Source organism: Niastella koreensis GR20-10 (assembly GCF_000246855.1).
Lineage (GTDB): Bacteria > Bacteroidota > Bacteroidia > Chitinophagales > Chitinophagaceae > Niastella > Niastella koreensis.
The window spans coordinates 4,394,934-4,418,665 of the sequence record NC_016609.1 but is presented as its reverse complement, the minus strand read 5'-3'; the positions used below and the strand labels follow the sequence as shown (position 1 = coordinate 4,418,665).

Genomic DNA, 23,732 nt, shown 5'->3' with positions numbered 1-23,732 from the left:
TTACACCATGAAACCTATCTTCCTGACTATTACTGTTTTAGCCAGCTTGTTCTGTCAAGCGCAGCCTATAACATCGAAATTGTTTGCCTGGAAAGACCTTATGGTACAAAAGGACTCCAGCAGCTATTCCATGAAAATTGCCAACGGGCCCACTGCCACCCTGGCCAACCTGGAAATGAAGGTGGTGGAACTGGACCCGGGTAAGCAACCCCACGCCCCATTGGCCCACTTCGATTCTGAAGAGCTCATCATAGTAAAAGAAGGCAACTTAAAAGTGATTACCAACACCAGCACCAATATTATTGGTCCCGGTGGCGTAGCCTTGATCCTGCCGGGCGATGTGCATACTTTTGAATCGAGCAGCAAGGTGTTGACTACCTATTATACTCTCCGGTTCAAACCAACTACCTCCCTCGATATTGCGCGTGGTAAACTGGCCGGCGGTACCTTTTCCGGCGACTGGGAAAACTGGTCGGTACAGCAAAATGAAAAGGGCGAAAGACGGGAAGTGTTTGAGCGCTTCACAGCTGCTTTTCAAAAAATGGAATTGCATGTAACCACCCTGAATGCCGGACTGGTTAGTCATGCCCCGCATAAGCACACACAGGAAGAAATAATAATAGTGAGAAAAGGAACCGGCGTTGTTTTACTGGGCGACGCTACCCAGCCTGTTGCTGAAGGCGACGTAATATTTTTTGCCTCCAACTTTTTACATTCGTTAAAGAACAACAGCACCGAACCGCTGGAGTATTTTGCGTTGCAGTTTCAGTAGGGCTGCCCCCTCCCGCCTTCCCCGGTGTGGTAGGAGAAATGCAACCTCGCTATAAAACTTAACAAGTCCTCAACGCGGCCTTCTGGCCTAATCCCTTCGAATTCGCTCAGGGTCTTTAACCAACGAACTAAATAACTAACAAACCAACGAACTCAATAACCTAAGAACTTAATAACTTAAACTTAGTATAAAGAGAGCTACATTTTAATCCGGGAACTTTCAACTTTCAACTGTGAACTTTAAACCGGCTTGCAACCATTAACAGAAAATATTCATCTTACGCCCTCTTCAACTGTCCATTAAACAATTCTATCTATTTAGTAATTAATATATTCCTGTTGTTTTTTAATGCTTAAATTGTCGTGGCGTTCCTTAATTTTAAGGCCACCAATTTAATTATTGCCGATATGAAAAATTCTCGTCGCAGGTTTATCAAAAATACCACCATGGCCGGCGCAGGTTTACTAGCTGCCAAAGCCGGATTTTCCGCACAAAGTTATAGAAGGATCATAGGTTCAAACGACAGGGTACGGGTAGGGGTAGTTGGTTTTTCCGACCGGCACCGCAGCTCGCATATGCCTTGTTTTATGAATCACTACAAGGAACTGAATTTCGACGTGGTTGCCGTCTCTGATATCTGGAAGAAAAGACGGGAAGAGGGTGCTGCCCAATGGAAAGAAAAAATGGGTCATGATATAGAAGCCTGTCGCAATAATGAAGAATTATACAGCAAAAAACTGGTAGATGCAGTATTCATCAGCACGGCCGATTTTCAACATGCCCTGCATGCTATCGAAGCAGTAAAAGCCGGTTGCGATGTGTATTGTGAGAAGCCATTTGCCGAAACGATGGAGGATAACCGCGCTGCATTAAAAGCCATCAAAGCTACCGACAGAATTGTACAGATCGGTTCACAACGCAGAAGCGGCTCCAACTACCATGCAGCTGATGAATTTATTAAATCGGGCAAGTTTGGTCCCATTACCATGGTAGAACTTACCTGGAATGTAAACCAACCCGGCCGCTGGCGCCGTCCGGCCTTACTAAAAGAATTAAAAGAAGAAGATACCGATTGGAAACGCTTCCTCATGAACCGTCCGTTTGAAGCGTTCGACCCGCGCAAATACCTGGAGTATCGCCTGTTCTGGCCTTATTCTTCCGGTTTGCCTGGTCAGTGGATGAGCCACCAGATAGACACCGTGAATTGGTTCAGCGGTATTCCGCACCCTCGCAGCGTAGTGGCTAATGGCGGTATATACCAGTGGAAAGACGGTCGTAAGAACTGGGACACCATTACCGCAGTGATGGATTATGGTCCATTGAACGATCCTTCAACCGGCTTCCAGGTAACATTTGCCAGCCGCATGCATAATGGCGATGAGCGCCCATCAGAGATCTATTTCTCCAATGGCGGTGAACTGAACCTCATCACCAATACCGTTTCGCCCAAAGGCGGCTTAACAAAGAAGTTTGCCGATGAAATGGGTATGCAGCCAAACCTGTTACCAGAGGTAAGCCTGTCGAATACCGAAGCGGTAGTGGCCAGCGCCAATACCGGTGGCGATAAACTAACCAGCAACCACGTACGCAATTGGATGGAATGCATCCGCAGCCGTAAAACGCCTAATGCGCCCGTTGAAGCAGGTTACAATCACTCTATTGCCACCATCATGACCAATGCAGCTGTTCACTCAGGCGCCAAGGCTACATTCGATGAAAAAACACAGGAAGTAATGGTAAACGGCAAGCCATTTAAATATTAAGCATTTTAGTAACAACCATTTTTTCTCAGTATGAAAAAACTTTTCCTTTGGGCAATAGGCTCGTGTGTGTTCTCTGTTTCCTTTGCCCAGAAAAAAGAAATGGTAAAACTGGTACCGGAAAAAGACCAGACTACCATCAACGTGCTCATTGGTTCAAAACTGTTCACACGCTTCATGTATCCCGATACAATTGCCAAACCGGTATTGTATCCGATCTTTTCGGCCAATGGAGCTATGGTTACCCGCGGGTATCCTATTTTCACCATGCCCGGCGATCCTACAGACCATCCGCATCACCTGGGACTGTGGTTCAATTTTGAAAATGTGAACGGGCTCGATTTCTGGAACAACTCTTTCGCTATTCCCAAGGAAAAGAAGGCGCTGTACGGAAGTATAAAAACTGATCGCATTATTAAAAAGGAAGATGGCACTAAGGGCATCCTGGCCTATCATGCCAACTGGACCGATTCAAAGAACAACATCCTGCTGGAAGAAACCACGCAGTATGAGTTCAGTGGCAGCGGTAACCAACGCATCATTGACCGTATCACTACTTTAAAAGCCGATATGGATGTATTGTTTACCGATGCAAAAGATGGGTTACTGGGATTGCGTGTAGCGCATGAACTACAGATCTCCAGTAAGAAGGACCAGGTGTTTACTGATAATAAGGGTATTGCCACTGTGGTAAAAGCGAATACCGACGCTATTGCCACCGGTAACTACATTACCAGTGCCGGTAAGGAAGGCGACAGCGCCTGGAGCACCAGGGCGGTATGGTGTAAGATGTTTGGCAAAATGAAGAACGATTCCATCAGCATTGCCATCATTGACCATCCTGGCAATATTAATTATCCCACTTACTGGCATGCAAGGGGCTATGGCCTGTTTGCAGCCAATCCGCTGGGTGAAAAAGTGTTCACCAATGGTAAGTCGGCCAAAAACCTGCAATTGAAAAAAGGGGAGACCGTGCGTTTTGTATATCGTATTGTATTTGATGAAGGTGCCACTACCATTTCAAACGCCCAGTTAAACCAGCTGGCCGATGAGTTCGCTAAAACAAAGTTTAAAGACGTGGCCGATAAGTAAGCAGGGCATGCCTGTTCAGACAATAAACGTTAAACGGACAAGTCATTCAACATGACTTGTCCGTTTTTTTTATAAAAACAATTTTCGTAAACATTTATCAGCAAACTGATTAGGGCTAAGAAAGCACGCTAAACCCCTTTGAGCGGCATAAAACCCTTAAATAGGCACAATTATTTCTACCTACTTATTAAATAAAATTGTAAATTTATTTTATCACCTTTCCAGGTGGAACTCCATGCTGCATTAATCAAATCGATCCTTTTTATCCGGTATTCAAGATGAGAGCGAAAGCTGTGTGACCTGAATCCTTACAGGCATTACCTGAGTGCTGGTACCTGATGAATTAAAAATTACAGAAATTTATTACTTACACTGGCTTCGCCGCAATAGCGGAGGTTGGGTAAAATGGTTGTGATATGCGTGTACATTCCAAATCTCAACAGGGATTCCCTGCAGTTGGCAATGAGGATAATCCTGTGTTTAACGCTATTTTTAATTCCCTGGACGTAGGCATCCTGTTAGCAGACAGCAAAGGCTTTTTTCTTGATATGAACGACAGTTTTTGCCGGATGACCGGGTACGAACGGCGCGAATTATTAGGCCAGTATTTTCTGACTGTAGTACCGGAGATCCAGCGCGACTTTACCAATTACACGTTTAACTCTGTTATGTCGTCACCAGTGCCACGGCAAACAGTTATTGAATTTCCCATTCAACGAAAAGACGGTCACATCTTCCGCGTTAACTGCAAACTCAGCGTATTGACCGAACCGGATGGCACCCGGTATATGATGGTAAGCATTACAGATATTACTGAAACAAATAACTATAAGCAACTGCTCGAAGAAACGGAGCTGGCAACCGGTATTGGCGGATGGCAGCTCGATGTGCAAACCAACCGGTTGTCCTGCACAGAAGGCATGTATAAATTGCTGGACACCCCCAGGTACAATACCATGTGTTGGGAAGATATCCTTTCCTTTGTTGGCAATGATGCGTATCTGCAATTCAAACAGGCTGTGCACCTGGCGGTAGACAAGGGTATTCCTTTTAATATAGAACTGGATTGCAGCAAATGTCCTTCAGGAAAATGGATCCGGGCTATTGGCCGCCCCAAACAGATCTTCAACAGAACCATCCAGTTGTTTGGCACCTTCCAGGATATAACGCAGGATAAACTGGTAGAGCAAATGCTGCAATTAGGACAATCAAAATACCGAGCCATTGCTAACAGTAGTTTATATGCTTTCATTTTAGGTAAGCCCGATGGCACCATCCTGGAAACCAATATAAAGGCCCGTGAATTGTTTGGCTATTCAGAAGAGGAATTCAGAAAGCTCGGCCGCCAGGGCCTGGTAGTGCATACGCCTGAAATATACCAGATGTTGGAGGAACGATTGTCAAAAGGTTTTGTACAGGGAGAGCTGATCGGCATCAAAAAAAATGGGGAGCAAATTCCCTGCGAGTTCTCTTCTGTTTACTTCAGGGATATTAACGGCGAAGACAGGATGAGTACCGTCCTGCGCGATATTTCCGCCAAAAAGAAAACCGAGGAAGAATTGAAAAAGCTTTCCGGTATAGCCCGCGAAACACTAAGCCCCATCATTATTTGTGATGTGAACAGCAGAATACAATGGATCAATGCGGCGTTTACCCGGGTAACGGAATATACGTTGAAAGAAGCCGTTGGAAGACGTCCCGAAGACTTTTTATACGGGGAAGAAACAGACCGGCAATCCATTGTTGACCTGATTGAAAATAAAAAGGCCGGCCGCACTTTCGATACAGATATACTGATCTACACGAAATCGGGACGCAAGGTATGGGTTACCATACAGGCACAACCGCAATTGGATAAAGACGGTAAAGTATCAGGATATTTTGCCATTGGTATAGATAGTACCCAGCGTCGGATCTCGGAAGAACAAATACTCTACCACCAGAAATTGTTACAGCAAGCCGAAAGCATTGCCGGTTTGGGTAGTTGGGAAACCAATCTTAAAACGGGTGTTTCTATATGGTCAAATGAAATGTACAGCATCTTTGGCTGGGATACAGAGAATGTAGTGCCCACCATCGGGCCGCAGTTGTCTGTCATTCACGACGATGATATGGAGTATGTGTTGAACAGTATTAAAGATACGATTGAAGGGAAGGGAGATTTTGATATCGAACACCGCATTATTCGTCCCGACGGCAATACGCGCATCATCCATTCGCAAGGACAGTTGATTAAAAATAACCTGGGTGAACCGGAAAAACTGATCGGTGTGGTACATGATGTCACCAGTGTAAAGCAGGCCGAAGAACAACTGCGTAACCACGAGGCCGCGCTGGCGGAAGAAAGAGTGGAACACCAGCGGCAGATTGCCCGCGCAACCATAAACACGCAGGAAAAAGAACGTTCGGACATTGGGAAGGAATTGCATGATAATGTGAACCAGATCCTGGCTTCGGCCAAATTGTTCCTTTCGTCTCCGTTCCTGGAAGGCGATGAGCGGGAAAAGTTTACCCTTAAAGCGGCGGAACATATTCATTTGGCTATAGAAGAGATCCGCAAGTTGTCAAAGTCACTGGTGTCACCCAGTGCAGCCGATCTGGGAATTATTGAAACCATCAATGATATGATCGCCGATATCCGCTGGGCGCAGAAGATAGAGATCAATTTTAACTATGCCGGCATCGACGAAGCTAGTCTCGATTACGGATTAAAACTCACCATCTATCGCATTGTACAGGAGCAAATGAATAATATTTTAAAACATGCCGGGGCTTCGCTGATAAACATCACCTTAAAAGAACATGGCAAAAAACTCATTCTAACCCTGTTCGATAATGGTAAGGGCTTCGATCCGCAGATCAGGCGCCGCGGCATCGGCTTCAACAACATCATTAACCGCGCCGATGTGTTTAATGGTAAAGTTGATATTCAGTCCGCACCGGGGCAGGGGTGTATGGTGCGGGTTGTTTTTGATATGTAGGAATAGCTGCAAGCTTCAGGCTGCAAGCCGCAAACAAATACAGGGATGAAAGCCGAAAGGTAAAAGCCAAAAGCAAATACATTTCCGGTTTTTGGCTTTTACCCGTTTTCTTCACTTCAACATTCAATATTGGACATTCAATATTCAATATTTTGTATTTGTGATCATCCTCGTAACCTTGCTTCTTCCAAATCCAATTCATATTCTCTCTCCCTGATTAACTCTTCACTAAACGTATTGGTATGTCTGAAATGGTTGAGCTCGCGGCGGCGGATTTGAACCAGTTCCAATAACATTTGCCGGTAATGTGGCAGGAAATTTTTTTCTTCTTCGGTCATTTCCCGGGTATCCAGTTTTTTCTGCGTTATTTCAATCATACGGGCATAACGGTCGCGAACACGTTTATAGGTGTCGTTTGTTTCGATTTCATTCGCATACCTGTCGTCGATGTACGCCAGTACGGCATTGGCCAGCCGCAGCCGCATATCGAGCGCCTGCATATTTTCAGCATCCTTTTCATCGCCTCTTATTTTCAACCACCTGATCATGGGTTTCAGGCTCAATCCCTGTAACACCAGCGTAAACAGGATCACTACAAAGGTGATAAACAAAATAAGGTTACGGTGTGGAAAGGCTTTGTCATTGGCCAGGGTAAGCGGTACAGCCAGGGCAGAGGCCAGTGATACCACACCGCGCATGCCGCTCCAGCCGGTTAATAAAACCCCTTGCCAGGTGGGCTTCGTTTCTTTTTCGCGAATGCGTTTAAACAGTATACGGGGTAAATAAGCGCCGGGAAACATCCAGGCAATGCGGATGACAATGGTGGCGAGGCTAATGACGATCGCATAGGAAATGGCCTGGCCTACGGAATAGTTTTCCATACCCTTTATGATCCCGGGCAATTGCAGCCCGATCATAATAAACACCACGCCGTTCAATAAAAATACCAGCGTATCCCATAACCCAAGTACCTGAATGCGGGCATCGTAACTAAAAATATCCTGCGAACGGTAGGTGAGGAACAACCCGCCGGCTACCACTGCCAACACCCCTGATACATGAAAATGTTCAGCGGTGAAGTACATGATGTAGGGCGTAATAAGCGTAAATGCCGCATCTATGGCCGGGGTAGTGGGGAAGTACCGGTGGATGACATAGGCAATGTTTGCAATGGCCAACCCAATCAGGATGCCAGCAATGGCCACTACAAAAAAGGTTTGGGTAGCGTCCCAGATATTGAACTGGCCGGTAACCACAGCTGCCAATGCAAACCGGAACACGATCAAACTCGCTGCATCGTTTACCAGGCTCTCGCCTTCCAGGATGGTGGTTATTTGTTTGGGAACTTTCAACCCGGCTAAAACAGAAGTGGCAGCAACGGCATCGGGTGGTGAAATAATGCCACCCAGCAGAAAACCACAGGCCAGGGAAAAATCGGGAATCAGCGCTTTAGAGATCCAGGCAACCGCCGCGGAAGTAAAGATAACCAGTCCGAACCCCAACAGACTGATAGGCCGTCTGTATTTCCAGAAATCGTTCCAGCTGGTATTCCAGGCGGCTGCATATAACAGGGGCGGCAGAAAGATCAGAAATACCAGGTCGGGTTGCAGGGCGATGCGGGGAATACCCGGGATGAGGCTGATGAGCAGGCCGCCTATTACCAGGAAGATAGGGTAGGCTATCTTCAGTTTGCTACTGAGCATGGTAAGGATACTTATAACAAACAAAAGGCATAAAACAAGTAATAGGTTATCCTGGATCATAGTCGCAAATCTACAGTTGTACAGGCAAATAGCCATAAAACCGGCGGGGGTACGACGGCCCGGGAATTGTATAGTAAGAATGGGAAACGTTATCCACAATCTCTAAATCATTATTATATTATGGATCCAGTCCGCAAAACTCCCTTTGTAATTATTGCATCCCAGGTAGTGGTAGGCCTTTTTATCTTCTTTTGGATTTTATATATCGGGCGCGACATCATTTTGCCAATCGTCTATGCCGCCGTGCTGGCCGTTTTATTAAACCCGCTGGTGAACAGGCTAACCCGTCACCGGGTAAGCAGGGTGCTGGCCATATTCATAGCAGTTATAGTGCTTTTGCTGCTGATCGGCGGACTGATTTATTTTGTTGTTAATCAATCCATGCAATTCGGCGATACGCTGGTGACGCTGCAGAAAAAAATCAATATCCTGCTGCAGGATGTAAGCGCCTGGGCTGCCCGAACATTTAAGGTAAGCCGGACCAAAGTAGATAGCTGGGTCGTGGATACGGAAAAGAAACAGTTGAATGAATCGGCTGCCATAGTTGGGCAAACGCTTGTTACCATGACCAATATCCTCAAGCTGTTCCTGCTGATCCCCGTGTATGTGTTTATGTTCCTTTTTTACAAACCCCTGTTGCTCGATTTTATCTCCCGCCTCTTCCGCCGGGAGAACCATGAAATGGTAAGCGAGGTGTTGTTTGAAACCAAAACCCTTATTCAGAGTTACCTGGTTGGGCTATTGCTGGAGGCGGCCATTGTAGCTACTTTAAATGCAACAGGTTTGTTGTTGTTGGGAATTGATTATGCCGTATTGCTGGCCATTATAGGCGCGTTGTTAAATATTATTCCCTACATAGGTGGTATTATTGCCGTTGCGTTGCCGGTGCTGATCGCTTATACCAGTAAATCGCCGGCCTATGTGGTATGGGTGCTTATCTTGTATGCAGTGGTACAGTTTATAGATAATCACTATATCGTACCGAAAATAGTTGCTTCCAAGGTGCGCATCAATGCCCTGGTGTCGATAGTGGTGGTTTTTATTGGCGGGGCCATCTGGGGGGTAGCCGGCATGTTTTTGTCTATTCCGCTTACGGCTATTGTGAAGGTTATTTTCGATCGGATTACACCGTTAAAACCCTGGGGGTCTTTGCTGGGCGATACCATGCCGCCTATTGGTAAAACAATTTTTAAAACTCCCCCGAAGGTTACTAAGAAATAAGTTAACCAGTTGACGGGTTAGCCTGGTCAACTGGTTAACTCGTCAACTCGTCAACCTCCCTCTATTCATCTAAGATGGTGAGCGTCAACTTAACAATCTCCCGTAATAGCTCACCATCCGGTTTATTGGTTCCTGTAACCCGAAGACCCATCAGGGAGTTATATAAAAGCCTTGCGAGTGCTTTGGGCGTGAACTTTTTTGATATTTCGCCTGCTGCCTGTCCTTCCTTTATCAGCGCAGAAAGCAGTTGTTCCATTTCATCCATGTTTGCATGAAAGATGGTGGCCACTTCATTATCTACCGACTTCAGTTCCAGGCTTACATTTATCAGCAAACAGCCATTGCCGTTTTTGTCTGATAAGATGTCTTTTATATAATAATCGAAAATGGCGCGGATCTTTTTCTTCGGACTGTCTGACTTGGCCGTTTGTTGTTCCATAGAACATTGCTGCTCGTTGCGGTATTGGTCAAGCGTTTTCAGGAACAGCCCGTGTTTATCGCCAAACGTATCGTAGATACTCGACCGGCTTAAACCGGTTGCCTGTACCAGGTCGTCCATTGAAGTACCGTTGTATCCTCTTTTACAAAATACCTGTCTGGCCTTTACCAGTACTTCCGATTCATCAAATTGTTTTGTCTTTGGCATCTGGTATATTTGGAATTTTCGTTCCAAAATTACCACTTTTTTACAAAGTGATCATCCCGCCATCGGCGATCAGCTCGGCGCCAATTACAAAGCTGGAATCATCTGAGGCGAAGAAGGTGGCAACTTTGGCAATTTCTGAGGGATCACCTAAACGGCCAAGCGGTACCTGGTTAGCTAATGATTCTTTAAAACCATTCACCTGTTCGGTAGTTAAACCGGTCTTTTTCAGAATTTCGGTAGTAACCGGGCCAGGACTGATGGCGTTTACGCGGATCCTGCGTGGTAATAATTCGGTTGATAAGGTGCGGGCCAGCGTAAGCAACGCGGCTTTAGTGGCGGCGTAAACACTTGTGTTGGCCATACCCATGTGGGCGTTGATAGACGTGTTAAGGATAATAGAACCTCCATCGTTGACGAGGGGTAATAATTCCTGGATAGTGAAGTAAGCGCCTTTTACATTAATGTTGAACTGCTCGTCGTAATGTGCTTCTGTTACTGCTTCAATAGGAGCAAACTTGCCAATACCTGCATTGATAAATACTACATCCAGGCGTGGGGTGATCTGCTGAACCTGCTTAGCCAGTTTATGAATATCATCCAGGTTACCGGTATCGGATAGAATAGTATGCACCTTTCCCTGTAAAGCCTGTTTTGCTTCCTGTAAATAACCCTGGTTACGGCCTGTAATAATTACTGTGGCGCCCTGTTCAAGAAATTCTTTTGCTGTGGCAAAACCTATCCCGCTGTTACCGCCGGTTATAAGGGCGGTCTTATTTTGTAAACGATTCATGATTGAAAATTTGTTTGAGTTATTGATATTGGAACGATCATTCCGATACAAAGGTACAAGTATTGGAACGAATGTTCCAAATAAAAGTTTGGACATTATGGAAGCGTTAACAGTTGTCTGAACTGGGATTGGTGGGATGGATGGGATGGGTGGGATATGGATGGTACCAGAATGGTAGCGGAATGCTCTGGGGGTTGCACTGGAATTGCCTGAGGGTTGCACTGGGCCTTAGGGAGCTAGTGCAACTCCCAGAGGGGTTCAGTGCAACCCCCGGTATAGCTTAGTGCAATAACCTATACTAGGTTACCCCACTATCAATAACTAAGAACTCAGAACTAAGAACTCAGAACTAAGAACTCAGAATTGCGAACTCTAAACTCTGAACTTGGAACTCTGTACTATTCAGCGAATTCCCATGCACTCTGATAAGCATTACGGTCTTGTGCCCAGCTAATGAAGTTGTTGTAGAAATCAAATTGCGAAAGGGTAGCGCTGTCGCCAATTACCACCAGTTTTTTACGGGCGCGCGTCATGGCCACGTTCATGCGGCGGATATCACTTAAGAAGCCGATGCGGTTGTCGGGGTTGCTGCGCGTCATGCTGATATATACAATGTCGCGTTCCTGGCCCTGAAAACTGTCGATGGTATTGATAGCGATCTTATGCCCGTAAGCCTGCAGGGCGGGTGAGCTTAAGAATTGTTGTTTCAGCGTATCTATCTGTTGCTTGTAAGGCGAAATGATGGCAATACTGGGGAAGTTCTCGGGTTTATAATGACTATCCAGCGAAGATACCAGCTGTGTGAGGTGCCTGAATAAAAAGGCGGCTTCCTCGGGATTGTAGGTACTGGTTTGTTCGGTCTTTTCATCAAAACCACAACCAGCAGTATCAACAAATACCAGCGGGTTGTCGTTACTGAACAACACGTGCCGGGCCACAGAAGCGTGCGCTTTTAACCGGTCGTCGTAAAAGGTAGAAGAAGAATAGCCCATGATCATTTCGTGCATGCGGTACTGCTCTTCCAGTAATACCTCCGCTTCCGGGTGTAATGCCACGCATTTTTCCAGCAGGGTGGTGGCCAGGCCGTTTTGGGCGGCTTCGGCGCTTTTTACGGTAGGCGGTAACTGGCAATGGTCGCCGGCCAGCACCACTTTTTGTGCTTTCAGGATGGGTACCCAGCAGGCAGGTTCCAACGCCTGACCGGCCTCGTCAATCACCACCGTATTGAACTTCAGGTTGCGTACGGTATAGTGGTTGGAGCCTAACAGCGTGGCAGTGATCACCTGGGCTTTTGCTACCAGGTCTTTTATAATATATTGTTCTGAATTGTCAACCTCTTTCATAATGTTGCGCGCTTCAGCAAACAGGGCTTTGCGCTGGTCGCGTTCAGCCTTGCCGAAATGGCGTTTGTACTTGTGCGCCATATCCATGAAAGCCGATGCCTGTTTTTTAAGGCGTTTTATTTCTTTCGTATGGGGATGGTCGGCCATCTTGTAATCGAGCGTAAGCGATAACAGGCGTTCCGATACCCGCGCAGGGTTTCCCACCCGCAATACATTCAGCCCTTCATCACTTAACTTTTCGCTCAGCAGGTCAACGGCGGTATTGCTGGGCGCCACTACCAGTATTTGCTGATTATCCTTTTTGATCATGGCTTTAATGGCCTGCACCAGCGTAGTGGTTTTACCGGTTCCCGGCGGACCATGTACAATGGCCAGGTCATTGGCCTGGAGTATTTTATTTACAGCGGCTTGCTGTGAGGAATTCAGGTTGGAAACGGCAACCGGGGCGCTGTTCTCAAACGAAGGCGCCTTGTTACCGGTAAGTATTTGTATCAACCGGCCTTCTGCTGGTTTTTCAGCCAGGGAGGCGGCTAGTTTGCAGGCATTCTGCATTTCATCATAGCTGTTCTCATCAAACAGCAGGTCAATACCCAGTTTACCATCGCTGGCCCAGTCGGGCAGTTCGTCGGTACGCAGGGTGATCTTCAGGCGGTTGCCATTCACAAAGGTGATGGTGCCTTCTACCTTGTTGCTTTCCGCGTCGTGGTTACTGAACAGCAAGGCCGGCATGCCAAAACGTAACTGGTGAATAACATCGTGATGGGTAGTGCGTTCTACTTCAACGGTCAGGTAATCGCCCCGGCTCATTTCCTGGTCGCGGATGGCGATGGGGTACCAGGTCAATCCATTGGCCCTGCGTTGGTTTACAGAAGTAGTTTGAGTAAGTTTTAAATACAATTGCCTGTCCTCTTCACGCTCGGTCTTCAACAAATCCAGCAGCCTTTTAAAATAATCCATCTGGCAAAAATAACGAATTGAACCTACACCCCCGAAGGCCCAACGGGGTGCTAAAACGGGAAAAACACCCTAAATAATTGATTTATGATAAGTTAACAATAATCCAGTTGGCGTGTAAACATTTAATATTTAACTTTATTTTCCATTTGAATTACCTCCCTGCTCACAAAAAGAAGATGCTGTCGGCCCTGCCTGGTTTTGGTATAGTATTTTTTACTCTTTGAAGTTTTTGAAAAATGGTAGATGTATCAACTGAGATTATTATAAATCTCCCTAAAGAAAAGGTAACCGAATTTGCTTCAGACCCCGCCAATGTGCCTAACTGGTGCACCCATATTAAATCGGTGGAATGGAACAACGATGCACCCTTACGGGCAGGTGTAAAGCTTGTTTTTAATGAACGGATCATGCGGCGCCCGCATAAACAGGTATATGAAGTGGTGGAAATAATCCCCGGACAAAAGGTGATTATGAAAAGCCAGAGCAATGGTATGCGTATGGAAACCACGGTGGCCTGGCAGGCTATCAATGAAAATACTACGTGCATGACCCTTCGCAACCGCGGCATTCCGGTAGCTTTTTCAAAACCGATTGCGCCTTTGTTGAAACTGGCCATTCGAAAAGCCAGCCGCCGCAACTTAAAACAGCTTAAAAGGATGCTGGAACTCAATTACCGCCGGTTGGTAGTGTTGTAAAATAGTTAATTTCTACACATACTGGCGTTTACGAAAGGAAGGTATTATTTTAGTAGACCAAACTTTGATCTATGAAAAACAATACCGGCCAAAAGTTCATGCAATACGTATACAGCAACTACACGGGCAATTTTATCGGCTTCGCCATTGGGATGGCCTCCACACGTGTTGTAGCGCATTTCTTTACCACCCGCAGTATTAAGAACCTGTGGGGCCTCACTGCCAAAAAAACGGTGGTAGATCACCAAACCTTTAGCTTTATGGAATGGGCGATCTCCATTATCATCGGCTTCCTGGTGTTTGAGATCATTTCAAAATGGGTTAAAAAGAAACTGAACCCCTACCTGTTAAGGTATAAAGGGTACCTGCCATCCGATTGGGTGGGTGAAGAAGAAGTGACGCCCGCGGCTGGGGCAGTTCAAACCGTACCGGTAACTGTTCAACCGGCGCCCGAAAAAGCGGCTGGTGCTTCCGGTGAAACTGCCAGTTAATTACTACAACAAGTCTGTATAAAAATTGAACCCTCCCGAAACATCGGGAGGGTTTTTTATTAGGCTGGAATATATGAATGATGAAGTTTATGAGAAGCTTATTGGACGATAGAAGGCAGGAATATCAAATGTCGAATAATAAATGCTGAATGTAGGAGTAAAATACAGTTGGCTTTCATTTCGATATTCAACATTCTGCGGTTCGATATTCGTTATTCAGCTATAATGGTTTTAACGCCTTTTTCTTCCAGTTGTTTGATGGCTTCCATGGGGGCGCCGGCGTCCGTGATTATATAATCAACCTGGTCGAGCCCGCAGATGCGGCCGATGCCGCGGCGGCCAAACTTGGTGCTGTCCGCCAACACTACAACCTGTTGCGCTACCTGGATCATTTTTTTATCCAGGCTGGCCTCTGCCAGGTTGGTAATGCTTAAACCAAATTCAGGCTCAATACCATCAACACCCATAAATAACAATCCACAGGAAATATCTTCGAGCAAACGCTCGCCAAAAGCGCCGGCTGCAGAAGCCGAACTGTGATGGATCAGTCCGCCAATTTGCAGGATGTCTACATTGGGCCGATTGCATAGCTCCAATGCCACCCGCAGGGCAGGGGTGATAACCGTTATATGTCTGGAAGGGAACAACGCCTGTGCCAGCTCAAATACTGTAGTGCCAGAACCTATGATAATGCTGTCGTTTTGACCCAGCAGGGTAAGCGCCGCTTTGGCGATCTTCTTTTTTTGATCTGAGTTGATGAACTCCTTCTCATTGATGGGGCGTTCCGCAGCATAGGGATTATTTACCGAGCCACCGCCCTTTGTCCGGAACAACAGGTTCTTTTCCTCCAGCAATTTCAGGTCCTTGCGAATGGTAACACCCGAAACCTGCAGTTCCTCACTGAGCTCCTGAATATCTACCCGTCCCTTTTCCTGTAATTTCTGAATAATAAGCTGATGTCTGTCTGTAATCGTCATGGACTGTGATTTATGGCTAAATAATCCCATTTATCCCAGTCGAAGATATTGGCTTTTCTGTAAAAAGCTTACATATCCTTTAATTTTTTAAATAAGGATAATATTGGCGCACTCGATTGCACGCTGATTTGTGTTTAAATAATGGTTTAATTATGTTTAATTGTATTTAAAATTGTTTATTTTGGTGTCACGATTGCGTGAATTTATCTCACACACTAGTACTTTTTAGGCTTACAGGTTGTCAATTGTTAATAATCGCGGGTTGATTTTATAGAAATTAAAACAAAATTTAAAGCGATTAGACAAACTAAGCAGTATGAAAACTTTACCTATTAAAACTATGGTGGTGGCAGGCCTGATAGCCGTATGTATGATGCAATGTTCAAAGTCGTCTTCTGGCAACACAACCGATAATGGAAACGATACCACCGGTATTGATCAAAAAGAAGTGCATCAGATCGTTTTTGCCGATCAGTCGGTAAACCGGGTGGCGATTGCCGATGTGGACAGTAAGAAAGTAGTTTGGGAATGGAGCCCAGCCACTTCAAATGTAGCAGCAGGTGATGTAAAATGGTTTGTGAACATGTCCGATGCAAAACCGGTGTATAATAATAAATACATCCTGGCCAATGCCTCTACCGGCGGCGTGGCGCTGGTGCGCATCGCTGACAAGAAAACCGTTTTTTATGCCTATGCCGGCAATGGCAATGTGCATTCAACCGAAGTATTGCCCGATGGCAACCTGGTGGTAGCCGCCAGCACCGGTGCTTACCTGATGTTGTTAAGAATGGATACCACAACGCTGCCATACAGCGGGTATACCAAAAAAATAACCGTAGCCGATGCACATAATGTAGTGTGGGATAAAAAGCGGCAGGAACTGTGGACCGCATCTGTAAACAAGCTGTACGGCTTTACTTATAATTTCAATTGTGCAGCACCCGATCTTACGTTGAAGGATAGTATAACGCTGCCCGCCAGCGGTTGTCACGACCTGTATCCGGTATATGGAAAAGATTCATTGTGGTTATCAACCAGCAGTAAGATCTGGGCCATCAACCTGCAAACAAAAACCGTGACCGAACAAAGCGCCCTGGCCCGCGTGAAAAGTGTTTCATCCGGACCCAATGAAAACTATCCCACTATTCTCATGCAGTCCATCGATACCGATCAGCAGTGGTACAACGATAAAGTGATCGATTTTAAAGGAAATACCGTGTTGCAGTTGACCGGGCTAAAAGCGTATAAGGGTAGGTGGTTGCTGGTGAATACATTTAGTTATGACGGAGGTGGTGATGTGAAGGTGTGTAAGTAAGTTGACCATGTGGATCCTGAATTCAATAACGATTCTCAATAAGCCATATGCTACAAAAAAACAACAATTCATTCGCCGATAAAACCGGCATTCCCATGTCCCTGCTCTGGGGCTACGTAGGTATTCTCATATTCATGATGGGCGACGGGATGGAAACCGGTTGGTTAAGTCCGTACTTAAAAGCGCAGGGCATGACTATTGAACAAAATGCTACCCTGTTCACGGCCTATGGCATTACCGTGGCCATTTCAGCCTGGTTTTCAGGAGTGCTGGCCGAAGGCTTTGGCCCAAAGAAAACCATGCTGGCCGGTTTATTACTATACCTGGCCGGTACCACCGGTTTTGTGGGGTACGGACTGGCGCACCTGAACTTCCCTGTTATGATTATCACCTATGCCTTACGCGGGTTTGGTTATCCTTTATTCGCGTATTCCTTCATGGTATGGATCGCTTATCAAAGTCCGAAGGAAAAGCTGGGCCGCGCAGTGGGCTGGTTCTGGTTTGTATTCACGGGCGGACTGAACGTACTGGGTGCTTTTTACAGCAGCTGGGCCATTAAAAGCCTCGGTTACATCAATACCTTATGGAGCTCTGTTTTCTGGGTGTTGATCGGCGCTTTTTTTGCGCTGCTGTTGAATAAAGCCTCTTTTAAAACCGGTTCAAACGGAAACGGTGCCGGTGGTAAAGCGCGCGAGTTGTTGAAGGGATTGACCATCATACAGGAGGAACCGAAAGTACTGATCGGCGGTATTGTACGCATCATCAATACCACGGCGCAATTTGCGTTCCCGGTGTTCCTGCCTATGTACATGGAAAAACATGGGTTCGATACCACCACCTGGTTACAGATCTGGGGTACCATCTTTACCAGCAACATCATCTTCAACCTCATCTTTGGTTTTGTAGGAGATCGCCTGGGCTGGCGCAATACCATCATGTGGTTTGGGGGCATCGGTTGCGCCATTACTACCCTGGGGTTGTACTATGTGCCACAAGCCGCACCCGGCAATTTCGCCATTGTACTGGCGGCTGGTATCTTGTGGGGCGCCTGTTTAGCCGGTTATGTACCGCTTTCGGCATTGGTACCATCATTGGTAAAAAAAGACAAAGGCGCTGCCATCGCCATCCTGAACCTGGGTGCGGGGTTGCCGGTTTTTGTAGGGCCCGCCCTGGTAGGTTTGTTCTTTAGCGCAGTTGGGGAAGAAGGCATCATCTGGATCCTGGCTGTTTTATATTTTATCAGTGCCCTGTTAACAAAATTTATTACGCTGCCCGATAACGCCAAAACATTGCATCAGGTGAAGGCAGACAATACAACATTAGAAGCTACTATCTAACACACAGAAATAAAATAAAAGCATTATGAAGATCCTTGTGACGGCGCCGTACAATGAAAGCGGGTTAATAACATTGCAGGAACGTTTTGGCGAGGTAATTTACAGACCCTGGAAACCCAATGGCCGGGCATATTATGCCGATGAATTAACGGCGTTGTTAACTGCCACTGCTGCCAATGCATTGATAACCGAACACGATCACGTGACAGCCGATGTAATAAATGCACATCCTCATTTGCAATTTATAGGTGTATGCAGGGGCACGCCCTCTAATGTGGCCATTGAAACTGCCACCAAACACGGCATTCCCGTTTTTTATACGCCAGCCCGCAATGCACAGGCGGTGGCGGAAATGTTTGTTGCCAATGTGATAACGTTTATGCGTAATACCCTGGCCGGGGTGGAATGGTTAAAAGGCCGTAACTGGGCCGCCGGTGCGCATACTTCCTATTTACAGTTCAAAGGCACCGAACTGGCGGGTAAAACCGTGGGCATGGTTGGCTTTGGCGCTATTGGTCAGTTGATAGCCACCATGCTGCAATGCTATCCCTGTCCAATCCAGTTTTATGATCCCTATGTAACCACTTATGATAAAGCGTACCGTTCCGTTTCGCTGGAAGAGCTGTTTGCAACCAGCGACATTGTTTCCATTCACCTGCCGGTGACGGAAGAAACAAAAGGCATCATCGATTATTCCTTATTATCAAAGATGAAACCGAATGCCATTTTTGTAAATACGGCCCGTGCGGTAGTAGTACAACGGAACGACCTCTTGCGGGTACTGGAAGAGGGTACTATCCGCGGCGCCATTCTCGATGTGTTCGATCATGAGCCGCCCGATGAAATTGATTATAAAATAATCGATCATCCCAACGTACTGCCCACACCGCATATTGCGGGCGCTACCTTTGAGGTGGAAGACCATCATGTAACCATCTTAAACAAAACCCTGGTTGACTGGTATATTGACAATAAAAGATCCGGCGCCAGGCTGGCCAATAAAGAATTACTGACTGTTCAGATATAATATAACCATGACCACAAAAGAAGCATACATAATTATTGATATCGGCACCGGGAATGTACGGGTGGCTGCTGCCAGCGCCAATGGAACGGTATTGGGGGTGGCCCGGGAAGATCTTCAATACATTCGTGACGATAAATATGCCGATGCCCTGTATTTCGATCCCAATGCCTTATGGAAACAGGTGACTGCATTAGCCAAACAGGTCATCGCTCAAATGCCCGGTGTTACGGTGCGCGCAGTTACGGCTACCAGCCAGCGTGAGGGCATTGTATTGTTGGGTAAAAACGGCGAATCGCTTATAGGTTTGCCAAACATCGATCACCGCGGCCGCGAGTGGGAAGACATAGTGCCCGATAAAACCATCGTGTATAAACTCACCGGCCGGTATCCCACTTCCCTGTTTTCGGCCTTTAAATTAATTGGAATAAAAAAACGGTGGAAAGAGATCTGGCAGAATACCGTGAGTTTTGTAAGCATCAGTGACTGGGTTGAGTACCAGTTGAGCGGCGTAATAAAATACGAACACTCACAGGCTTCAGAAACCCTGTTGTACGACGTACAGTTCAGGGAATGGAGTGAAGACCTGTGCGATGTGTTTGCGTTGGACAGCTCGTTGCTGCCACCACTAAAGAACTCAGGTGAGATCCTGGGGCCTGTATTGCCTGAGATTGCCGCTTCCTTTGCTATTTCAAAAGATGCAGTGGTGGTTGCAGGCGGTGGCGATACACAGCTGGCTATAAAAAGCACGCAGCCTGCTGTAGAAGACATTGTAATTGTTTCCGGTACCACCACGCCCATTGTAAAACTGGTGGATACATATATGCTGGATGCGCACCAACGTACCTGGACGAGCCGCGATATTGAAACCAACAGACTGGTGTTTGAAGCCAATGCCGGGGTAACCGGGTTGAACTTTCAACGCCTGAAGGAGATCTTTTACCCCAACGAAAGTTATACCGTTATTGAACAGGAGCTGGCTGCTACCAAAGATACGTTTTGTATGGCCTCGCTCGGTTCAGTGGTGGCCGATGAAAAAACACCGTTGATAAAAGGTGGGTTTATATTCCCAACGCCGGTCTCGCATCAGTTAACGCGCGGACATTTTGTATGGGCTACCATCCTGGATATCGCCTGCTCTATTGCAGAGAATTATAAGATCCTTGGCGAAGTGGCTGGTCACCAGCCCGATTATGTGTGGGCCTGTGGCGGCGGTTTGCAAAGCCTTGCCCTTCGTAGTTTACTGGCGGGTTTGTTGAACAAGAAAGTGCAGGTGCGGCGCGGCTTTGAACAATCATCGGTTATCGGTGGCGCGCTTATTTGTAATGAAGCGTTGAAAGCCACTGTTGAATTTGATGATAGTATTGAAGTGGTATATCCGCAGCAGCAGGAGTACTATACAAGGTTGTATAAAGAGTGGAAGAAAACGAGAACGAATTTTAGGAGTATGCAATAAAACAAGTTCCAGGTTCCGAGTTCCAGGGTCCAAGTTGGAACTCGGAACTTGAAACTCTAAACTTGGAACAAAGAACTAATATGAATAAACCATATTTCGTTGGTATTGATATAGGTACACAAGGTGCAAGAGCTGTATTAATCAACTCGATTGGTGAAGTACTGGGCAGTGGTGAGCAGGCATTTCCATTAAATAATCAATCCCGCGAAGAACAATCGCCGGAACAGTGGTGGCACGATTGTATGTTGTGTTTACAACAGGTAGTAGGGCAGGTGAGGTTGACAATCAACCTGGCAGATATTGTGGCGATTTCTGTTACCTCCACTTCAGGCACCATCATTCCTATTGATAAAAATAATGAACCGTTGTACAATGCCATTATGTACAGCGATCCGCGTTCGGCTGAAGAAGCCAGCTTTTGTAAAAAGGTGGCGCTGGCAGAAAACAGCGAAGGTTATACGGCCTTTAATGCCAGCAGCGGTTTGCCCAAAATGTTATGGTTCATAAACCGGTATCCCGGTAAGGTGGAGCAGCTGGGTAAATTCATTCATGCCGCTGATTTTATTATTGGTAAATTATGTGGCCGGTATGATGTTACTGATTATACCAATGCCCTGAAATCGGGCTATGATGTGCGTAAAAAAGAATGGCCTGCCTACATCCGGGAAAAACTGCCCATTCAACAAAACTGGTTACAAACGGTACAACCTTCCGGTACAACCGTAGCGAATATCCTGCCCAAACTCGCAGCTGAATTAGGATTGCCAAAACATATTAAAGTAGTAGCAGGCATGACGGATGGTTGTGCCGCACAGATCGCCTCAGGCGCTGTGCAGGTGGGCGACTGGAACACAACCATTGGCACTACGCTGGTAGTAAAAGGCGTAACCACCAAAGAGATTAACGACCCTTATGGGCGATTATATTGTCACCGTCACCCCGAAGGTTATTGGATGCCTGGTGGAGCCAGTAATACCGGGGCTGATTGGGTGACAAGGGATTTTGGTAATGACCTGCATGAATTAACAACGCAGGCAGCTGCATTGGTACCCACCAGGCATATGGCCTGGCCGTTGAAACAACAGGGCGAACGATTCCCGTTTATAGCACCGCAGGCAACGGGGTTTCACCCGGTAGGACTGCCGCCCGCTGAATTGTTTGCCGCCTGTATGGAAGGCGTGGCCTATATTGAAAAGTATGCGTATGAAGTAATAGAGGAATTGTCGGGCGAAAGCGTAACGGCCGTATTCACCGCAGGTGGCGGCAGTAACAGCGAGCTGTGGTTGCAGATCAGGAGCAACGTGCTGCAATTACCCGTATACAAAATGAAACATGTTACAGGCGCCGTAGGCGCTGCCATCATTGCTGCGTCACAAACGCATTTTACGTCGTTGACCGAAGCGGCCAAAGCCTTAACACAAATTGAAAAAGAAGTCAATCCGCGATCGGATGCGGTAGCTATTTACAAACAGAATTACCAGCAATTTATAGATACCCTGGCCGGTAAAGGCTATATCAGCAAAACAGCATATGCTTAATATTTATTTGATCAGGCATGGAGAAACCGCCTGGAACGCCGATAACAACCGCTATTGCGGCAGAACAGATATTCCGCTTACCGAAAAAGGATTAAAACAGGCCGAAACCTTGCGTCAGCAGTTATCATCGATTAAATGGGATGGCGTGTTTTCTTCGCCGTTGCAACGTGCGTATACGACTGCGCAAATAGCAACCGGCGCGCAGGTGATAAAAGATGAACGCCTGATAGAAGCCGATTTTGGCGGCTGGGAAAAAAAAACAAAAGAAGAGTTCATGGCCGAGAATGCGCAGCTGTGGCGCAACTGGATGAATGATCCTGCCAACAACCGGGCCGGTGGCACGGGCGAGACCGGTGCGGAGATCGTACAGCGGGTGGATGCATTTTTTCAGTGGTTACAAAATCGATATACATCCGGTAACTTCCTGGTGGCGGCGCATAACGGCGTAAACCGCTTATACCTGGCGCATAAACTGGGCATGCCGCTGCGCAATTACCGCATGTTTTTTATGGAGAACTCCGCTGCTTCTATGTTTACGCTGGAACCGGATGGAACTTTTATGTTGCGCTACCTTAATTCAAAATTCTGATTGCAAGCCTAAAATAATTATCTATGAACCTACGTCGCGTCAGCAGGCAACTCGCTGTAGCAGCCAGTTGTTTTGTGGCTGCCCAGGTAATGGGACAGTCGAAAAAGTTAAACGTACTTAACATCAGTACGCCGCAGCAATTACAACAATACTTCAAATACACCGGTCATGATGTGCCACTGATCAGCGGGCACCGCGGTGGTCCCGATGTGAATGCACCCGAAAACAGCCTCGAAGCTTTTGAACATTCCCTGCAGTTTACCCCGGCAACGTTTGAGATAGATCCGCATTTAACAAAAGACAGCGTGGTGGTGCTGCTGCACGATGATACACTCGATCGTACTACTACCGGCAAGGGAAAGCTGAATAGCTACACCTGGGAAGAAGCCAAAAAGTTTAAGCTGAAAGATGTAAACGGTAATGTAACGCCTTACCGTATTCCCACCCTGGAAGAAGCCATCATTTGGGCAAAGGGCAGAACGGTATTGATTCTCGATAAAAAAGATGTGCCCATGGAAACAACGGCAAAGCTCATCAAAAAGCACCATGCCGAAGCCTGGGTAATGATTACTGTTCATAATGCCAAACAGGCGAAGTTTTATTATGATGATAATAAAAACGTGATGTTTGAGGCATTTGTAAAAACAAAACAGGCAATGGAAGAATATGAGCAAGCCGGTATACCCTGGCAACAGATCATGGCCTACATTGGGCCCGACATTAAACCGGAGAACAAAGAATTGATAGAGCTGTTGCACCAGCGCGGCGTAATGTGTATGATCTCCAGCGCGCCTACCTACGATAAATTGCCTACTACCGAAGAACGCGCCAAAGCTTATACCGCAATCATCAAAAGTGGTGTTGATGTAATTGAAGCAGACCGGGCTATAGAAGCGGCGGCTGCTGTTAAATCGTTAGCACCGGCTTCGAGTGATAAGAATAAATTCTTTGGTAAAAAGTAGTTTAAAGTTGAACGTTCAACGTG

The 23,732-nt window shown here is 46.5% G+C and carries 19 protein-coding genes; 14 read left to right on the top strand and 5 right to left on the bottom strand.

What is annotated here, in order from left to right; translation table 11 throughout:
- The first annotated feature begins 7 nt into the window (after nt 1–7).
- From NIAKO_RS17360 to NIAKO_RS17345, 4 genes are all read left to right on the top strand, one after another.
- A complete protein-coding gene (locus NIAKO_RS17360) occupies nt 8–772 on the top strand; it encodes a cupin domain-containing protein (RefSeq protein WP_014219744.1) in 765 nt (254 codons plus the stop codon).
- A 407-nt stretch (nt 773–1,179) separates the two neighbouring features.
- Nucleotides 1,180–2,535, top strand: a complete 1,356-nt coding sequence (locus tag NIAKO_RS17355) for a Gfo/Idh/MocA family protein (RefSeq protein WP_041348844.1) — start codon at nt 1,180–1,182, stop codon at nt 2,533–2,535.
- 30 nt (nt 2,536–2,565) lie between these two features.
- On the top strand, nt 2,566–3,624 hold the full coding sequence (locus tag NIAKO_RS17350; protein WP_014219742.1) for a DUF6807 domain-containing protein: 1,059 nt from the start codon (nt 2,566–2,568) through the stop codon (nt 3,622–3,624).
- A gap of 416 nt (nt 3,625–4,040) precedes the next feature.
- Nucleotides 4,041–6,605: a PAS domain-containing sensor histidine kinase gene (locus tag NIAKO_RS17345; RefSeq protein WP_014219741.1), complete on the top strand. Its 2,565-nt coding sequence runs from the start codon at nt 4,041–4,043 to the stop codon at nt 6,603–6,605.
- A 164-nt stretch (nt 6,606–6,769) separates the two neighbouring features.
- Here the strand turns inward: NIAKO_RS17345 and NIAKO_RS17340 are convergent, their stop codons facing one another.
- On the bottom strand, nt 6,770–8,368 hold the full coding sequence (locus NIAKO_RS17340; RefSeq protein ID WP_014219740.1) for a Na+/H+ antiporter: 1,599 nt from the start codon (nt 8,366–8,368) through the stop codon (nt 6,770–6,772).
- A gap of 120 nt (nt 8,369–8,488) precedes the next feature.
- On the opposite strand from NIAKO_RS17340, the gene NIAKO_RS17335 reads away from it, so the two are divergent.
- Nucleotides 8,489–9,589, top strand: coding sequence for an AI-2E family transporter (locus NIAKO_RS17335; RefSeq protein ID WP_014219739.1), 1,101 nt, complete (start codon nt 8,489–8,491; stop codon nt 9,587–9,589).
- Between the two features lie 61 nt (nt 9,590–9,650).
- On the opposite strand, the gene NIAKO_RS17330 is transcribed toward NIAKO_RS17335, so the two are convergent.
- The 3 genes from NIAKO_RS17330 to NIAKO_RS17320 form a co-directional block, all read right to left on the bottom strand.
- The gene (locus NIAKO_RS17330; RefSeq protein ID WP_014219738.1) at nt 9,651–10,235 is read right to left on the bottom strand and encodes a TetR/AcrR family transcriptional regulator; all 585 of its coding nucleotides are present in this window, start codon (nt 10,233–10,235) and stop codon (nt 9,651–9,653) included.
- A gap of 40 nt (nt 10,236–10,275) precedes the next feature.
- On the bottom strand, nt 10,276–11,025 hold the full coding sequence (locus tag NIAKO_RS17325) for an SDR family oxidoreductase (RefSeq protein ID WP_014219737.1): 750 nt from the start codon (nt 11,023–11,025) through the stop codon (nt 10,276–10,278).
- Between the two features lie 398 nt (nt 11,026–11,423).
- Nucleotides 11,424–13,325 (bottom strand): AAA domain-containing protein, encoded by a 1,902-nt coding sequence (locus NIAKO_RS17320; protein ID WP_014219736.1) that lies wholly within the window; start codon nt 13,323–13,325, stop codon nt 11,424–11,426.
- Nucleotides 13,326–13,561: 236 nt separating this feature from the next.
- On the opposite strand from NIAKO_RS17320, the gene NIAKO_RS17315 reads away from it, so the two are divergent.
- Together NIAKO_RS17315 and NIAKO_RS17310 are read left to right on the top strand one after the other, a co-directional pair.
- Nucleotides 13,562–14,020, top strand: coding sequence for an SRPBCC family protein (locus NIAKO_RS17315; protein WP_014219735.1), 459 nt, complete (start codon nt 13,562–13,564; stop codon nt 14,018–14,020).
- Nucleotides 14,021–14,091: 71 nt separating this feature from the next.
- Nucleotides 14,092–14,511: a hypothetical protein gene (locus NIAKO_RS17310; RefSeq protein ID WP_014219734.1), complete on the top strand. Its 420-nt coding sequence runs from the start codon at nt 14,092–14,094 to the stop codon at nt 14,509–14,511.
- 212 nt (nt 14,512–14,723) lie between these two features.
- On the opposite strand, the gene NIAKO_RS17305 is transcribed toward NIAKO_RS17310, so the two are convergent.
- Nucleotides 14,724–15,488 (bottom strand): DeoR/GlpR family DNA-binding transcription regulator, encoded by a 765-nt coding sequence (locus NIAKO_RS17305; protein ID WP_014219733.1) that lies wholly within the window; start codon nt 15,486–15,488, stop codon nt 14,724–14,726.
- Nucleotides 15,489–15,804: 316 nt separating this feature from the next.
- On the opposite strand from NIAKO_RS17305, the gene NIAKO_RS17300 reads away from it, so the two are divergent.
- The 7 genes from NIAKO_RS17300 (at nt 15,805) to NIAKO_RS17270 (ending at nt 23,709) form a co-directional block, all read left to right on the top strand.
- Complete coding sequence (locus tag NIAKO_RS17300; protein ID WP_014219732.1) at nt 15,805–16,803, top strand: DUF6528 family protein; 999 nt, start codon at nt 15,805–15,807, stop codon at nt 16,801–16,803.
- Nucleotides 16,804–16,850: 47 nt separating this feature from the next.
- Complete coding sequence (locus tag NIAKO_RS17295; protein WP_014219731.1) at nt 16,851–18,140, top strand: MFS transporter; 1,290 nt, start codon at nt 16,851–16,853, stop codon at nt 18,138–18,140.
- A gap of 25 nt (nt 18,141–18,165) precedes the next feature.
- Nucleotides 18,166–19,167: an NAD(P)-dependent oxidoreductase gene (locus NIAKO_RS17290; RefSeq protein WP_014219730.1), complete on the top strand. Its 1,002-nt coding sequence runs from the start codon at nt 18,166–18,168 to the stop codon at nt 19,165–19,167.
- A gap of 7 nt (nt 19,168–19,174) precedes the next feature.
- Nucleotides 19,175–20,620 carry an FGGY-family carbohydrate kinase gene (locus tag NIAKO_RS17285; protein WP_014219729.1) on the top strand — a complete coding sequence of 482 codons (1,446 nt, stop codon included), beginning with the start codon at nt 19,175–19,177 and terminating at the stop codon, nt 20,618–20,620.
- A gap of 80 nt (nt 20,621–20,700) precedes the next feature.
- Nucleotides 20,701–22,158 carry an FGGY-family carbohydrate kinase gene (locus NIAKO_RS17280; protein WP_014219728.1) on the top strand — a complete coding sequence of 486 codons (1,458 nt, stop codon included), beginning with the start codon at nt 20,701–20,703 and terminating at the stop codon, nt 22,156–22,158.
- Nucleotides 22,151–22,747, top strand: a complete 597-nt coding sequence (locus tag NIAKO_RS17275) for a histidine phosphatase family protein (RefSeq protein ID WP_014219727.1) — start codon at nt 22,151–22,153, stop codon at nt 22,745–22,747. Before NIAKO_RS17280 ends, NIAKO_RS17275 begins: the two co-directional genes overlap by 8 nt.
- 23 nt (nt 22,748–22,770) lie before the next feature.
- Entirely contained in the window at nt 22,771–23,709 is a 939-nt protein-coding gene (locus tag NIAKO_RS17270) for a glycerophosphodiester phosphodiesterase family protein (RefSeq protein ID WP_014219726.1), read from the top strand.
- The last annotated feature ends 23 nt before the right edge of the window (nt 23,710–23,732 follow it).